Source organism: Streptomyces sp. NPDC001922, from assembly GCF_042891165.1.
GTDB lineage: Bacteria > Actinomycetota > Actinomycetes > Streptomycetales > Streptomycetaceae > Streptomyces.
In genome coordinates, this window is the sequence record NZ_JBIASV010000014.1 from 62,427 (window position 1) to 77,421 (window position 14,995).

12 protein-coding genes are annotated in these 14,995 nt (G+C 67.2%); 8 read left to right on the plus strand and 4 right to left on the minus strand.

What is annotated here, in order from left to right:
* Window positions 1–65 precede the first annotated feature (65 nt).
* Window positions 66–1,040, plus strand: coding sequence for a zinc-binding alcohol dehydrogenase family protein (locus ACFYYR_RS25235; protein ID WP_388857784.1), 975 nt, complete (start codon window positions 66–68; stop codon window positions 1,038–1,040).
* 579 nt (window positions 1,041–1,619) lie between these two features.
* Here the strand turns inward: ACFYYR_RS25235 and ACFYYR_RS25240 are convergent.
* A complete protein-coding gene (locus ACFYYR_RS25240; RefSeq protein WP_388857787.1) occupies window positions 1,620–2,276 on the minus strand; it encodes a TetR/AcrR family transcriptional regulator in 657 nt (218 codons plus the stop codon).
* Between the two features lie 136 nt (window positions 2,277–2,412).
* On the opposite strand from ACFYYR_RS25240, the gene rocD reads away from it, so the two are divergent.
* The 5 genes from rocD (at window position 2,413) to ACFYYR_RS25265 (ending at window position 7,652) form a co-directional block, all read left to right on the plus strand.
* On the plus strand, window positions 2,413–3,636 hold the full coding sequence (gene rocD, locus ACFYYR_RS25245) for an ornithine--oxo-acid transaminase (protein WP_388857790.1): 1,224 nt from the start codon (window positions 2,413–2,415) through the stop codon (window positions 3,634–3,636).
* A gap of 64 nt (window positions 3,637–3,700) precedes the next feature.
* Window positions 3,701–4,615, plus strand: coding sequence for an ABC transporter substrate-binding protein (locus ACFYYR_RS25250; RefSeq protein WP_388857793.1), 915 nt, complete (start codon window positions 3,701–3,703; stop codon window positions 4,613–4,615).
* A gap of 84 nt (window positions 4,616–4,699) precedes the next feature.
* On the plus strand, window positions 4,700–5,590 hold the full coding sequence (locus tag ACFYYR_RS25255) for an amino acid ABC transporter permease (protein WP_388857796.1): 891 nt from the start codon (window positions 4,700–4,702) through the stop codon (window positions 5,588–5,590).
* A complete protein-coding gene (locus ACFYYR_RS25260) occupies window positions 5,587–6,378 on the plus strand; it encodes an amino acid ABC transporter ATP-binding protein (protein ID WP_388857799.1) in 792 nt (263 codons plus the stop codon). Before ACFYYR_RS25255 ends, ACFYYR_RS25260 begins: the two co-directional genes overlap by 4 nt.
* 68 nt (window positions 6,379–6,446) lie before the next feature.
* Window positions 6,447–7,652 (plus strand): amidohydrolase, encoded by a 1,206-nt coding sequence (locus tag ACFYYR_RS25265; protein ID WP_388857802.1) that lies wholly within the window; start codon window positions 6,447–6,449, stop codon window positions 7,650–7,652.
* Window positions 7,653–8,108: 456 nt separating this feature from the next.
* Here ACFYYR_RS25265 and ACFYYR_RS25270 read toward each other — a convergent pair whose 3' ends face one another.
* Window positions 8,109–9,416, minus strand: a complete 1,308-nt coding sequence (locus ACFYYR_RS25270) for a phytase (RefSeq protein WP_388857805.1) — start codon at window positions 9,414–9,416, stop codon at window positions 8,109–8,111.
* A gap of 1,482 nt (window positions 9,417–10,898) precedes the next feature.
* Between ACFYYR_RS25270 and tgmA the strand changes: the two genes are divergently transcribed.
* Window positions 10,899–11,093 carry a putative ATP-grasp-modified RiPP gene (gene tgmA / locus ACFYYR_RS25275; RefSeq protein ID WP_388857808.1) on the plus strand — a complete coding sequence of 65 codons (195 nt, stop codon included), beginning with the start codon at window positions 10,899–10,901 and terminating at the stop codon, window positions 11,091–11,093.
* A gap of 13 nt (window positions 11,094–11,106) precedes the next feature.
* Entirely contained in the window at window positions 11,107–12,036 is a 930-nt protein-coding gene (tgmB, locus tag ACFYYR_RS25280; RefSeq protein ID WP_388857811.1) for an ATP-grasp ribosomal peptide maturase, read from the plus strand.
* 265 nt (window positions 12,037–12,301) lie between these two features.
* Here the strand turns inward: tgmB and ACFYYR_RS25285 are convergent, their stop codons facing one another.
* Complete coding sequence (locus ACFYYR_RS25285; protein WP_388857814.1) at window positions 12,302–13,762, minus strand: hypothetical protein; 1,461 nt, start codon at window positions 13,760–13,762, stop codon at window positions 12,302–12,304.
* 26 nt (window positions 13,763–13,788) lie between these two features.
* Window positions 13,789–14,964, minus strand: coding sequence for a mandelate racemase/muconate lactonizing enzyme family protein (locus ACFYYR_RS25290; protein WP_388857817.1), 1,176 nt, complete (start codon window positions 14,962–14,964; stop codon window positions 13,789–13,791).
* Window positions 14,965–14,995: the final 31 nt, after the last annotated feature.

Sequence of the window (14,995 nt, forward strand, 5' to 3'; positions counted from 1 at the left end):
TCCAGTACGGTTGAATTGGACCGCCAGTCCAGTTTAGAGCACCCTCGTGTTGAAGGAGATCTGCCATGCGACGAATCCGCTACCACTCCTACGGAGGCCCCGAGGTCCTCACCCTGGAGGAAGCTCCTATCCCCGTCCCGGAGGCGGGGCAGGTGCTCATCCGGGCCGAAGCGATCGGCGCCAACTTCGTGGACACCCAGCTCCGGCGCGGCATGGCCCAGACCGGGCTCTACTCGCGGCCCTTACCCAGGTCTCTCACCGGCGACGTGGTGGGCACGGTCGAGGCGGTCGGTCCGGACACGGATCCGGCCCTGATCGGGCAGCAGGTCGCCACGGCCTCCGAGGACGCGTTCTGCGACCTCATCCTCGCGGACGCACAGCGGCTCGTCCCGGTACCCGACGGGCTCGACGCGGGCACGGCCAGCGCGCTCCCGATGGTTGCACCGGTGGCCCTGGGCGTGCTGCACACCGGGCGGCTGGCGCCCGGCGAGACCGTACTGGTCCACTCCGCCGCGGGCGCCATCGGTCACCTCGCCGTGCAGCTCGCGAAGGTACTCGGTGCGGGTACGGTCATCGCCACGGCCAGTACGGCCGCCAAGCTGGGCTTCGCCCGCGCCAACGGCGCCGACATCGGCGTCAACTACACCGATGAGGACTGGCCGGAGCAGGTCCGCACGGCCGCACCCGGCGGCGTGGACATCGTCCTCGACGCGGCCGGCGGCGACATCCTGCGCCGCAGCCTGGACGTACTGGCCCCGTACGGACGGCTGGTGACGTATGGAGCCGCGAGCGGCGAGCTCGGCAGCGTCCCCGTCACCGACCTGTTCGCCCTGAGGTCCGTCATGGGGTTCTCCCTCATAGCCGCGCATGCGGCCGACGCCGAGCGCGCAGTGAAGGACCTGACTGAACTTACCAAGTACGCGACCCAGGGGTTGCTACGCACAGCGGTCCACGCCCGGCTGCCGCTGACCGAGACCCCCGAGGTGCACCGGCTGCTGGAGAGCCGTGCACAGCTGGGCCGCATACTGGTCGTCCCGTAGGGCGGCCAGGCCGGTCCGAACGCTCGTTGCTACGGCTGACAATCAGCGAGTGCCAAGCTCAGCTCCACGTCGGCGCGCATCAAGGAACTCCGAGTGCTCGCGTGCCACCAGCACCATCCCCAGCACTCGAACACGCCCCGCGCAGACCCGCTCGTGGAGGAACCTTCCTATCAGTCACAGCAAGTGACAGATCAGGGGTGCAGGCACAGGCTCTGACACCTGCCGCTACCTGCCACCGACGGCCAGCCGCCCTGACGGGCGACTGGCCGTCCCGCGTTTGCCGCCACGTCATTGCCATCATTTCTCATCGACATTCACGGGCCCACTGATCAATAAGTGACTCCAGAACTCGTCGAGAAACGCTGTTCCTAGAGAGCAACGAAGCCAGCTGGCTGTGGCCGGCTCCGGCAGAGCGCCGGTGGGGTCTGGACGGCCGAGCTCTGATCTCGTGCGCGTACGTGGAACCGAGGCCGCGAACGCATCCATGACGAAGCTGCGCCAGCACAGTCTTCGGCCCTCGCTGAGCGGGCGCCGCCCCAAAGAGGTTCGTGGTCAAAAATGAACACAACGGATATTGCGTCAGGCCAAGGGCTCCGGACCGGACCAGGACGGACCGGTCGAGACGCGGTCCGGGGTGACTTCAGGGCAACCGGTCGCCGTCCGGGCGTAGCTCAGGATGAGTTCGAAGGCCCGTCGCGGCGGCAGTGAATCGTTGCGCGAGACGATGTGCAGCAGATACGAGTCCTCCAGCGAAACGATGTTGGAAGCCACGTCGACAGCGGGCTCGGAGAGCTGGAAGTGGCCCTGGGCGACGCCGATGTCAAGGATCGCTCTGTACATCACGACCTGCCGGTCGTACCGGCTCTGCGCCAGGGTCGAGTAGAGCGGCTCGTCCCGGATGGCGGTGTTGAATTCGCACAGCACCACGGCGAGCTCGTCGTCAGGACCGTCCGGGATGCCGCGACGGATCGACTCGACGAGCTGGTCCCGGGCGTCCGGCAGATCCTGAGTCACCGCCGCCCGCTGAGTGAAGAACCGCTCCAGCGCGCGCTTGTGGACTTGGATGAGCAGCTCCGAGAGATCGCTGAAGTAGTAGTGCACGGAGCCGCGGGTGACGCCGGCGCTGTCGGCGATTCCGGAAACCTTGAGCCGGGCCAGCCCCTGGGTGCTGATGGCGCGGCTGGCGGCTCGGATGAGCTGCTCGCGGCGAGCGGTCTGGTTCTTCGGGCGGGCCATGCACCGCAGCCTACCGGATTATTTAACTGGCGGGTACGAGAAATATAGAAGGGCAAGGTCACACCCTTGACGTGGGGCGCATCTCTATCTTTGACTCTGCTGTCAAAGAACCAGCCACCACAGGTACGGAGAACCCATGTCCGAACAGTTCGTCCCGGGCGGTGCGGCGCTGATGGCCGCCGCGGAAGTGAGCAGCGCCCCGACGTACCGCCCGCTCCCGGTCGTCGTAGCCTCCGGCGAGGGGGCCTGGCTGACCGATGTCGACGGACACCGGTACCTCGACTTGCTGTCCGGGTACTCCGCCCTGAACTTCGGTCACCGCCATCCGCGTCTCATCGCCGCAGCGAAAGATCAGCTGGACCAGGTGACGCTCACTTCACGAGCGTTTCACCACCACCGTTTCGCCGACTTCTGCAGCGAACTGGCGGAGCTGTGCGCCAAGGACATGGTGCTGCCGATGAACACCGGGGCCGAGGCGGTGGAGACAGCGATCAAAACGGCGCGACGCTGGGGCTACCAGGTCAAAGGCGTACCCGCCGACCAGGCCAGGATCGTCGTCGCGGCCGGGAACTTCCACGGTCGCACCACGACCATCGTCGGCTTCTCCGACGACCCGGCAGCCCGGGAGGGCTTCGGGCCCTATGCCCCAGGGTTCGACGTGGTCCCGTTCGGTGACGTGGCCGCGCTGGCCGACGCCGTGAACGAACGCACGGTCGCGGTCCTGCTGGAGCCCATTCAGGGTGAGGCCGGGGTTCTGGTGCCGCCGGCCGGGTACCTGGCGGCCGTCCGCCGGATCACCGCTGAACGCGGGGCGTTGTTCATCGCTGATGAGATCCAGTCCGGCCTCGGCCGCACCGGCACGACTTTCGCCTGTGAGCACGAAGGCGTCGTACCGGACATGTACGTCCTCGGCAAGGCTCTCGGCGGCGGTGTGGTCCCGGTCTCCGCCGTGGTCGCCTCGCGGGAGGTCCTCGGGGTGTTCACCCCGGGCAGCCACGGATCGACTTTCGGCGGTAACCCTCTTGCCTGCGCCGTGGCCCTGGAGGTCATCGCCATGCTGCGGACGGGCGAGTACCAGCGGCGCGCCGCCGAACTCGGGGACCACTTGCTCCGCGAACTGTCCTCATTGAGTGGCAGCGGAGCGATCACCGCGGTGCGTGGCCGGGGGCTGTGGGCCGGAATCGACATAGCCCCGCGGTTCGGGAGCGGCCGCGACGTGGCCGAGGCCCTGCTGCGGCGCGGCGTCCTGGTCAAGGACACCCATGGCAGCACGATCCGGATCGCGCCGCCTCTGGTGATCGAGAAGGACGAAATCAACCATGCTCTCGCCCAGTTCCGCGCCGTCCTCTCCGACGGATGACGCAGCAGCCTCCGCCTGCCTTGGCTCGGCTGAACCCAACCGGCCCCCAACGGGAGTACACACCATGCCCGTGACGACCACCGGAACGTGCAGCACGTGGACGGCAGCTCTGATCATCGCTGGATCCGTACTGGTCACCGGGTGCCGCCCGGTCTCCGGCCCCAGCTCCCCCGGCAGACCCGTCACGGTAAAGGCCGACGCCGAGCTGGCGTCGGTCCTCCCCGCGCACCTGAAGAAGTCAGGCACCCTCACCATCGCCACCGACGCCTCTTACGCACCCATGGAGTACAAGGAGCCCGACGGGAGCATCGTGGGCGTGGACGTCGATCTGGGCAAGGCGATCGCCGGCAAGCTGGGTCTGCGGGCACGTTTCCAGGACGCCAAGTTCGACGGGATCATCGGGGGCATTCAGGCCGGGAAGTACGACATGAGCATGTCTTCCTTCACGGCTACCAAGGAGCGCGAGAAGTCGGTCGACATGGTCACCTACTTCTCCGCAGGCCTGGCGGTCGCGGTCAACAAGGGGAACCCCAAGGGAATCGACCCCGACCGCCTGTGCGGTGTGAAGGTCGCCGTCCAGACCGGGAGCGTCTCGGCCGACGACATCAAGGACCGGCGCAACCCGGAGTGTGCAGCCCACCACCGGCCGGCCATCCCCGGCGACGGCCACCGCTTCGAGTTGCAGACGGACGTCACCACCGCACTCGTGGCCGGTCGCGACGACGCCATGATTTCCGACTCCTCCGTCGTCGCCTACGCCGTCAAACAGTCCCGCGGCCGGATCGAGCAGCTCGGAACCGCCTATGCCGTCGACCCCTCGGGCATCGTCGTGCCCAAGGGGGACGGGCGACTCACCGAAGCCGTACAGCGCGCCGTGCAGAGCCTGATCGACGACGGCACCTACACCCGGATCCTCACCCGGTGGGGTGTCCGGTCCGGCGCTGTCGCACACGCGGACGTCAATGCCGCTGCCCACTGAGCCATCGCTATCCGAGGAACAACCGTGACGTCTTTCGCTCCCCCGGACACCGCTCGCAGCGGCCCGTCCGAGGACATTCAGGTCGTGCCAGTCCGTCATCCCGGCCGCTGGGCCGGAGTCGCCGTAGTCCTGGTACTCACGTCCATGTTCGGCCACGGCATGCTGACCAACCCTCGTCTCGACTGGGGCACCGTCGGACGGATCATGGGCGATCCCTCCGTGCTCCACGGTCTGCGGACCACCCTGGAACTGACGGTACTGGCCATGGGGATCGGCTTGCTCGGCGGTGTGCTTCTGGCGGTGATGCGCCTCTCGCACAACCCCGTACTCTCGGGCGCGGCCTGGCTGTTCATCTGGGTCTTCCGCGGCACACCGATACTCGTCCAGCTGTTCGTATGGAACTTTCTCGGCGCGCTGTGGCCGAAGATCTCCATCGGAATACCGTTCGGCCCGTCCTTCCACTCCTGGGACTACAACGACCTGGTCACCCTGTTCACGGCTGCCGTTCTGGGACTCGGCCTGAACGAAGCCGCCTACATGGCGGAGATCGTCAGAGCCGGCATCCTGTCCGTGGACGAGGGCCAGCCCGAGGCAGCCGCTTCCCTGGGGATGCGCCGCGGACACGTGATGCGCCGGATCGTCCTGCCCCAGGCGATGCGTGTGATCATCCCGCCGACCGGCAATGAGACGATCTCGATGCTCAAGACCACCTCGCTGGTGAGCGCGATCTCCCTCGTCGACATCACCCGCGCGGGCCAGGACATCGCCTCGCGCACATTCGAGATCATCCCCTCGCTGATCGCGGTCAGCATCTGGTACCTGATCTTCACCTCTCTGCTGACCGTCGCCCAGTACTACATCGAGCGGCACTACGGCCGGGGCTCCAGCCGCTCCCTCCCGCCCACACCCGTTCAGCGCATACGGACCGCGCTCCGGACGCAGCGCGCGCCCCTCGCCACCGGAGGCACCTCATGAATGCCGCCAACTCCCTCTCTTCGTCGCCGGAGCCGATGGTCAGGGCCCAGGGGGTGCACAAGTCCTACGGCCCGGTCGAGGTCCTCAAAGGCATCGACCTGGAAGTCGCCACCGGAGAGGTCTTCTGCCTGATCGGCCCCTCGGGCTCGGGGAAATCCACCTTCCTGCGCTGCATCAATCACCTGGAGAAGGTCAACGCCGGACGGCTCACGGTCGACGGCGACCTCGTCGGCTATCGCGAGCGCAGCGGCAGGCTGCACGAACTGAAGGATCACGAAGTGGCGCGCAGGCGACGCGACATCGGCATGGTCTTCCAGCGGTTCAACCTCTTCCCGCACATGACGGCGGTGGAGAACGTCATGGAGGCCCCGCTGCGGGTGAGGAAGGAGCCCAAAGCGGCCGCGCGGGATCGTGCACTGCAGCTGCTGGGCCGGGTGGGGCTGGCCGACAAGGCACGCAACTACCCCAGCCAGCTCTCCGGAGGGCAGCAGCAGCGAGTCGCCATCGCCCGTGCGCTGGCCATGGAGCCCAAGCTGATGCTCTTCGACGAGCCCACATCCGCGCTCGACCCGGAGCTGGTCGGGGATGTCCTCGATGTCATGCGCGGCCTGGCCGAGGACGGAATGACGATGATCGTCGTCACTCACGAGATGGGCTTCGCACGGGAAGCAGGGGACGCTGTCGTCTTCATGGACGACGGGATCGTCGTCGAATCCGGACACCCCCGGCAGGTCCTGACCGCACCCCGGCACGAACGCACACAGACATTTCTCTCCAAAGTGCTGTGACTCCCCCGCACACCTACCGATTGCCGACCCGGGCCGCACGCCGGAGCCCCGAAAATGGAGACCCACGGGTGAACCTCGCGCAGATCACTCCCCACGAGTACATCGGTACTCGCATCAAAGCCCTGTCCCGTCGGCTCTGGGAGGTCAGCCTCGAGCTGCACGCCAACCCCGAACTCTCCTATCACGAGCTCCGGGCCTCCACGATCCTCAGCGAAGAGCTGGCCTCGGCAGGGTTCGGCGTCGACAGAGGCGGCGCCGGTCTGCCCACCTCCTTCGTGGCCCGGGCCGGAAGCGGTGACTCACCCCGCGTGGCACTGATTCTGGAATACGACGCCCTGCCCGGCCTGGGCCACGCCTGCGGACACAACCTGATCGCCGCCGCCGGGCTCGGCGCAGCACTCGCCCTGCGCGACCTGCTGCCTACCCCCGAAGGAACCCTGCTGGTCGTGGGCTCTCCCGCGGAAGAGGACGGCGGAGGAAAGGTGGCCCAGGTCGAGGCGGGCGTGTTCGACGGAGTGGACGCAGCTCTGATGTTCCATCCCGGGGTGCACAACTGGTCCTGGGCCCCGCTCACCGCAATGGTGGAAATGCGGATCACCTTCCATGGCCGCGCCGCACACCCCACGGGCAACCCCGACGACGGAGTCGACGCCCTGCGCAGCCTGATCCAGCTGTTCAACGCTCTCACCGAGCTACAAAGGATCACGCCGAACGGCTCGCACGTGCAGGGCATCGTTACGGAAGGGGGCAAGGCCACCAATATCCTGCCCGACCTGGCTGAAGGCCGCTTCTGCCTGCGCGCGATGACCACCGAAGCACTGGATGAGCTGGTGCGCCAGGTCACCCAGTGCGCCGGGAAAGCGGCCGAGGCCACCGGCGCAGAAGTGACGATCGCTCAGGAGGGCGCCGCTTACACGCATTTTCAGAGCAACCCGGCGCTGACGGAAGCGTTCACCCGGCATCTCGCCCGCCTCGGCATCGAAGCAACCGAGCCGGACCCCGACGTGTTCCTGGGCTCTTCCGACATCGGGAATGTGAGCACCAGGGTGCCCACCATCCACCCCTTCCTGCGTATCCTCCCACCGGACCACAGCGATCACACGCCCGCCTTCGCCGCCGCGGCCGGCGACGAACGCGGACGAGCAGCCATGCTCGCCGCGGCAGAAGCCCTCGCCTGCACGGCGTACGACGTGCTTTCCGACCCCACTGCAAGGGCCCTCGCATGGGAGACATTCCAGGAGCGACGGAACCGCGGGCTCGAGGTCGCAGAGTGACATGCGGCCACTCCGGCGCGGCGGCGGCGACCTCACCACGCACCGCGCCCCGGTCAGGAACGGATCCGGGGCGCGGCATCATCCGTTGGCGGTGCCGACGCTCCTGCCGGCGCCATCAGTCAAAAGGCGACTGGCCGTAGCCTCCGCCCCAGCCGATGCCCCCGCCCGGTCGTGCTCCTTGTCCAGAGCCGCCGTCAACGGTGCCCTGGACCGGTCACTCCGGACATCCTGCTGCCGACGCTGACCACAGCAGCAAAGAACAACGGTGACCTGCTGGGCGGCAAGGCCAAGGCTCGCCTCCTCTGAGGGCGGGCCTTGGCCTTGCGACGACGAGCTCGTCGCCCCCCTGTCGGAGCCCAGCGGCAGCACTGTGTCCCCGTGGGTGCCTCGCTGATGCGCTGTCGTTGCATGGCGTCCGCGGGGTCGCGCTACAACCCAAGAGGCGCTCTCTCGGGCTCAGTCGTCCACGCTCTCCATGACCTCGCCGAGGTCCACGAACTTGAACCCGGTGGCCTCGCGACCGTGGTCGGCGGGGGTGTCGTGGCCGTCCTGGACGACGAGCAGCCCGTGCGGGTACTTCTTGCCCAGATGCGCATTCAATACGTCCGCGCCATCGCACTCCTCGGAGCCGTCAAGTGCCGACGAGGCGCCGGCGACGCGGAAGCCGCCCTCGTACTCGTTGTCGTCCTCCAGTTCACGGTCGTAGAGAGCGAAGGTGTTGTCCCCCTGACTGGAGCTCAGCACATACCCGTCGCCGTCGGGCTGCGTGAGCAGTGTCAGTCCCTCGACGTCCGCCGCGATCCGGGATCCGCCGTAGCCGGGATCGGTGCCGGCGACGCACTCGTCCTGCTCCTCGTCATACGTTCCCGGGACGCCGTACTCCCGTACCTTGTCGACGAGTTCGCGGTCACCGGTCAGGTCGGCGCGCAGCCGCCAGATGCCGACGTCCTCCTGGCCGGCGTAGAGCATGCCGTTGGCCGGGTCGACGACCATACCCTCGACCTGGGGCAGCTCACCGGGCTCGGCGCATGGCGTCCATGACGTGTCGTCCGGAAGCCGGAACGAGGACGGCAGGTCCAGGGTCCGAATCTTGCGGTACCCGACTGTCCCGTCAGGGGCGGCGGTCAGTTCCAGCAGCGCGATGCTGGTGCGCTCGCGGCGGCTGACCAGCGCGTACGAGCGGCCGGTGGCCGAATCCGTCCAGGTGGCCAGGCCGTAGGCGGTGCGCTGATCGTTGATCTCGTCCTGGCTGCCCGAGAACACCGCTGGGGCGGCGGGATCGGTGATGTCGGTGAGCGGGCCGCCGGAGCGGTCCCGGTCGATGCGGTAGATCCGCAGCCGGTCGTGGCCACGGTCGGTGGCCACGGCGAGGTCGGCTCGTCCCGACTGCAGTCCGAAGTGATGGATGAGATCGACGTTGTTGAACCGGCCCGGAGCGTCATCGGGGTTCGCGGCGGGGGGCGCCGGGACCGACTGCACCTGCCGGGCATCGAGGTCGTAGACCCGCAGACCTCCCTGCTTCGCGGTGGCGACGACCAGGCTACGACCGGGGTCAGCGGCATTGCGCCAGATCGCCGGGTCGTCCGCGTTGGCGTTGCCGCCTGCTTCGTCGTCATACAGCGAGGGCGTCTCCGCGTGCGGCGCGACGGCGGGCAGCGGATCGGAGCCGTGGCCGTGCGCTGTCGCGGACGCGGCCGTGGTGAGTGCCACCAGCACGGCGCCCACCACGAGGGCGGCCGGCCTGCGAGATCCTTGGGCAAGCACGAAGGTACTCCTTCACATCGGAGACATGACAGTGCACATCGGGTACATGACGGGGACCGCGGTGGCGTTCGTGGATGCGATGAGACTCGGGACAGTGCACAACGCTGCCACGCATCCCGGAAGTTCGGCCTCTGAAGGAAGAAGCCATCGATCAGGACTCAGCGCATGGCAGCGGATGAAACCGGGAGGCCGTGCTGCAGGGCCGACAAACCTGCCTTTCGCACCCTGAGTTGCCCCGCCCATAGGTCTAGCACGCGGGAGAGTCCGAATGTTTGGTTCTGTTGGAAAAAGATGATGAACGTCAAGATGACGGTGGGTGTCGCAGGCCGGGGCGGGAGCGCGTCTCCCCACCTGACACCCCGTAAGCCCACTCTGACCGTCCCCCCGCTGCCCTCGGTGCGGGAGACCAGCCCCCGCTGCCCGGGCCCCTGCCGCGGGGTGCGATTCCGCGCTGAGCGCCCCACCACAAAACGGACCGGGGGCATACCGGCTGCTGCCCGCACTCTTCGCCGAGTCACCTTCGGTGACTGCCACCAGCGCCCCGAGCCTTTAGCAGAGCGAGTTCGAGATCGCCGGCCTGCCCAACACAGCAGAACCGTCGAGGGCACTGCACCCTGGCACAGCGCTGCTGCCTCTGGAGCGGCAGGCGCAGGGGCCGGGGACCGACTCGTCAATCCATGAGTAAAGGCTCCGCAAAGGCGCGGGATGCGGGCCGATCCGACTCATCATCACCCACCTGACAGGAAGCACGTCACGAACGATGCGCGGGAGGGGATCGGATGAGCAGAGAACGTGCGGCACCAGTCCGCTCGACGAGGAAACGCCCATGGCGAGTCGGGCATACGGTACGTCAGGGACGTACGGAGCGAGGGCGGAGCGACCCGAGCGTTCGCGCAGTGAAGACCTCCGCCCGCGAAGCCGACTACTGCCGGCCCACGGTCGGCCTGCGCCCTTCCTCGAAGCGCTTCCGGAAGGAGGCCTCGCTGGGCCCCTGCCCTCAATGCCGGAACGCGTTGCGGCGGAGGTGTGCGTGCCGGGCCCCGCCGGCTTGCGCCGTTCCTATTGCCATGCACCCGGCCGCAGGGCCTGAGCCGTTGCCGTCACGCCCACACATGGCATCGCATCGCATCGACGCTGACATGACGTCGCCGCGCGGCGGAAATCACCGCGGGCCGCATTCGCCTGCTCAGATTGTTCATTCCTGCGTCGCCCGACACGACTGGACGCCTTCTCGTAACTCAACCGCTGCACACAGTCACATGGCAGGAAATTTTCAGAAGCGGTTGTGAGGAGAAGCGGCGTCACTGTAGAAAATGGTCATCCGATTCGTTCAGACCTTTGGGTAGCGAATCCGACCCTGGAGATCCGTCCGGGGTGCCAGTCGGGGATCCCCGCCAGCGGAGAGCCCGGATGGCCGACCGAGAAATTTGTGGATCCAACAGCCTGTCAGCGCCCGGCTCCGCATAAGCAAGGAGAGTCAGCATGAAGCCATTCACCTGGAATTTTGCGCAGCGGTCCCAGTCGTCGTCACCTGACACGATGGACTACTCGTACGACCATTCCCTCCAGCTGAATGTACTGCCCGACGGGCGTCCCGCCATCAGCGACAAGGTGATGCTCGCAGCTGCGGGGACAACCACGTCGACAGCCGGCTCCGCGACTCACTTCGACGACTGAGCGACTGTGCGCCATGACGGTACTGATCCTGACGTGCAAAGAGGATGTGACGGCCGATATGGTTGTCGCCGAACTGCACGCGCGCAGCGTTCCCCTCCTTCGCTTCGACCCCGGCGACATTCCCGGTGAGGTGGGACTCAATGCGGAATATGTACGCGGTAAGGTTCGCGGCTACATATCCACTGATTCACGCCTGGTGGCCGTGGACTGCGTACGGTCCGTCTGGATGCGTCGGCCCGGCACACCGGCCTCACACGCCCCCGACCCCTCGGACTGGCTTTCCCTCGAGTCCGAGCATGCTCTGTACGGGATGCTGGAGTGTTCAGCGGCCCGCTGGATGAACCATCCCAGTATGGCAGCGCGGGCGCGCTACAAGCCCTGGCAGCTCGTCATAGCTCACCGCAACGGATTCCCGGTGCCGGCCACGGTGATCACCACACGTCCCAACGTGGCCCAGCAATTCGCCTCACAATACCGGCAAGTGGTCGCGAAATCCGTGTCCGGCAAACCACCGGGCGACCCGCCGATGGAACTGCGCACGACCATCGTCCCGCCGGATGCCGATTTCGACAGTGTCGCCGCGGGCCCCACCATGCTGCAACGTTACATCGCCAAGCGTGCGGATATCCGGCTGACCAGCATCGGTGACGATCATTTGGCCGCCCGTAAGATTGCGGGCCCGGAACAGGTGGACGGCCGCTTCGGCGAAACCGGGCATTGCTGGGAGCCCGTCGAAGTGCCTGCGAGAGTCCTCCGCTTCGTCGAGGCGTACAAGAAGGTCGCCGAGCTCTCCTATGGGGCCTTCGACTTCGCGGAGGACGACGAGGGGACGTGGTGGTTCCTGGAGTGCAATCAGGGCGGGCAGTTCGGGTTCATCGAACTGGAGGCAGGTCTGCCCATCGCGGCATCCGTCGCCTCCTGGCTGGGAGCCTCGCCCCCTTGACCGCAGGAGTGTCTCCGGAACCCTGTGTGCCCTCCGTGGTCGACGCTGCCCCTTCGTTCGTCGGCTCTCGAATCCGGGGGTGCGCGATGCGACGAGCGCCGTAGTTGGCTGAGGTGGCCAACTACGGCGCTCGGTCATCTGTCACAGAGACCCCTGAGCATTCTTGTGGCGATGCCGCGACCGTCACCGCCTCCGACGGCGGTGTGGGCGGGCTGTGAAGCCGTTGCCGGGGGCGATGACGTCCGCTGCGGTTCGCGCAGACGCGTCAGGGGGTCCGGACCCAGAACTCGACGGACAGAGGGGGCACCGTGAGCGAGAGTTTCGGTCCCCTACGAGTTTCCAGCGTCCTGTTGTGGGTGGACGGGCCGAACCGGTGCCCCTGGAAGGCGGCCGATGTCCGGGTGTCGATGCCGTAGGTGAAGGATGAGGTGGAGCGATTGGTGATGGCGAAGACAGGCTTGCCTTCCGGGGTCTTCCACGCCATGATCCGCTGGTCCTTCAAGATCGCCGATTCGTCGGCGCCGTAGCGGACCGAGTTCCAGGGCATGTACCGCACGAATCCGGCGACGGCGTTCCAGTTACGGTCGTTGAAGTCCCAGTGGCCGGGCCGGATGTGGGGATAGTGGCTGAAGTCGGTGTCATGCGGCGGCCGCCAGAAACCCAGCGAGTAGCCGGGCGACTCGGCGTTGGTGGTGGGCTTGAGGGCGTGCAGCCAGAACCAGGTCGGTGCGTTCTGGAACGTCATCCAGTTCATGATCGACTGCGCGGTGTTGATGGTGCGCCAGTCCGAGGTCCCGCCCTTGAGATACTCGAACTCGTTGTTGAAGACGAGCTTTCCCTCGGCGCCCGAGGTGAAGTCGCCGGCGATCTGGTCGTCGCTGTTCGCGCCGACCCGGTGATAGGTCCAGGCATCCACGTACGAGAGGGCGTCGGCATCCCTCCTGATCGCTCTGCCCGCGGCGCCGCTCCAGCCGTCGACGCTGTCTGCGTGGATCATGACGTGGGGATACCTGGCACGGACCTTGGGTGCCACGGCCTTGAAGGTCTTGAGGTACTCCTCACCGGAGTAGACGCACGAGGAGTACGCCGTCCTGTAGATGGGCTCGTTCTGCAGGCCCCACATCGAGATGGGCACACCGTGCGCAGCCAGCAGATCCAGGTCTCCCACCATGGCGTCGCCGAGGGCATCGAGCTCCGCCGGGGCGAAGGAGGCCAGCTTGCCGCCGATGTAGGAACGGTTGCTCTTCCAGCCGGGTGCGGGCGACCAGTACTCCGCCGAGACGCCCTCGATGCCGGCCCTCCTGATCATGTCTGCCAGCAGGGCCCCCTGTCCGGAGTAACGGTCCCGCAGATGCTTGCCGGTGGGGTCCGTCCCTCGGTAGTAGAGGCCGAGGGCGAGTCTGCAGTAGCGGAAGCCGCGGTCGGACCGCACCTTGAGCATCTGCCGGTAGAAGCGATCGCGTTCGCTCGGGGTGAGGTCGTAGGGAACGCCGCTGACCCTGTCGGGCAGGCCCTGGTTGTCGGAGCCGATGGAGTCCGACTGGATCTCGAATCCGAGGCCCAGGATGGTCTGCTTGCGCTCATCGAACCGGAGTACGTACTCGCCGGACGTGGCGGCAGAGGCGGTGGATGGTCTGAGTAACGGCAGAGCTGCCAACGTGCCCGCGGCAGCCGCGCCGGCCAGAAGGGATCTTCTGCCGACGCGGCGCGGCTCTGGAGAGTGCATGGTGTACCTCCAGTGGGTGAGGGGTGTCAGAACACGGCGACGGTGTACCGGTCGACGGCGTCCTCGTCCAGGACGAACCCGAGGCCGGGCCCCTGAGGGACAGTCAGTGCTCCGTCGCGGAACTCGGGCGGGTTGCGCAGGATCCGTTCCCGGATCGGGTTGGGGAGCCGGTTGTACTCGTACGTGCGCAGGTTGGGAGTGGCCGCGCACAAGTGGAGGGCTGCGCAGAGGCTGATTCCCGAGCCCACACCGTGCGGGGCGATGTCGACATGGAAGGCGGAGGCGAGCGCCGCCAGGCGGGTGGCCTCGGTGATCCCCCCGCTGCGGGAGACGTTGGGCATGAAGACGTCGATCGCACCGTGGAGCAGGGAGTCGCGCAGATCGAAGCGGGTGAAGTGGGTTTCGCCGTTGACAATGGTCAGTCCGGTGCGGCGCCGCAGCTCGGCCAGGTTGGCCAGATCATCGACCTGGAGCGGCTCCTCGAACCAGGAGATCCCGAGGTCCGCGAGGACGGCACCGACCCGGGTCGCCTCGTCCAGGTCGTAGGCGCAGTTGACATCGGTGAGGATCTCGATGTCGTCTCCGACGGCGGTGCGCACGGCGCTCAGGTGGGCCCGGTCGACGCGCACACCGCGTCCGATCTTGACCTTGAGAGCCCGGAAGCCTTGCTCGACGTAGCCGAGTGCCTGGCGTGCGGAGGCGTCCGGGTCCGCATGAAGAGCCACGGGACTCGCATAACAATCGATGCGGTCGCGGACCGGGCCGCCGAGGAGCCGGTGAACGGGCACGCCCGCGTGTTTTCCGCGCAGATCCCACAGGGCGAGGTCGATGCCGGCCATGGCCTCGAGGTAGAAGCCGCGGTTGTGTCCGCCCGCCGCCTGGCCCTGGTAGAGACGTTCCCACACGGCGGTGGTGGCCAGGGCGTCCTCGCCCACCAGCAGGGGCTCGAGGACGGAGGCGACGACGGTGGCCGTCACCTGGGGCGATGGCAGTCCGTAGCATTCGCCGATGCCCACGGTGCCGTCCTCGGCGTGGACCTTCACCAGGGTGGCGTACTGGCCGCGGCGGGGCAGGACCAGGTGGCTGGATGCGGGGTAGCGCAGCCAGTCGGGCACCTCGTCAGGGGAGTCGTACAGGTCGTCGAAGCAGGCCGAGAGGGCCACCGCCTCGATCTTGGCGATGCGCAAGGGCGTGCTGCTCACTTTTCTCCAGTCGGTCGCGGAACGGGGGCCG

Coding starts and splice junctions, on each gene's coding strand:
- ACFYYR_RS25285 (WP_388857814.1), bottom strand. CDS start 13,762: ATGCACTCTCCAGAGCCGCGCCGCGTCGGCAGAAGATCCCTTCTGGCC.
- ACFYYR_RS25250 (WP_388857793.1), top strand. CDS start 3,701: ATGCCCGTGACGACCACCGGAACGTGCAGCACGTGGACGGCAGCTCTG.
- rocD (WP_388857790.1), top strand. CDS start 2,413: ATGTCCGAACAGTTCGTCCCGGGCGGTGCGGCGCTGATGGCCGCCGCG.
- ACFYYR_RS25240 (WP_388857787.1), bottom strand. CDS start 2,276: ATGGCCCGCCCGAAGAACCAGACCGCTCGCCGCGAGCAGCTCATCCGA.
- tgmB (WP_388857811.1), top strand. CDS start 11,107: ATGACGGTACTGATCCTGACGTGCAAAGAGGATGTGACGGCCGATATG.
- tgmA (WP_388857808.1), top strand. CDS start 10,899: ATGAAGCCATTCACCTGGAATTTTGCGCAGCGGTCCCAGTCGTCGTCA.
- ACFYYR_RS25260 (WP_388857799.1), top strand. CDS start 5,587: ATGAATGCCGCCAACTCCCTCTCTTCGTCGCCGGAGCCGATGGTCAGG.
- ACFYYR_RS25235 (WP_388857784.1), top strand. CDS start 66: ATGCGACGAATCCGCTACCACTCCTACGGAGGCCCCGAGGTCCTCACC.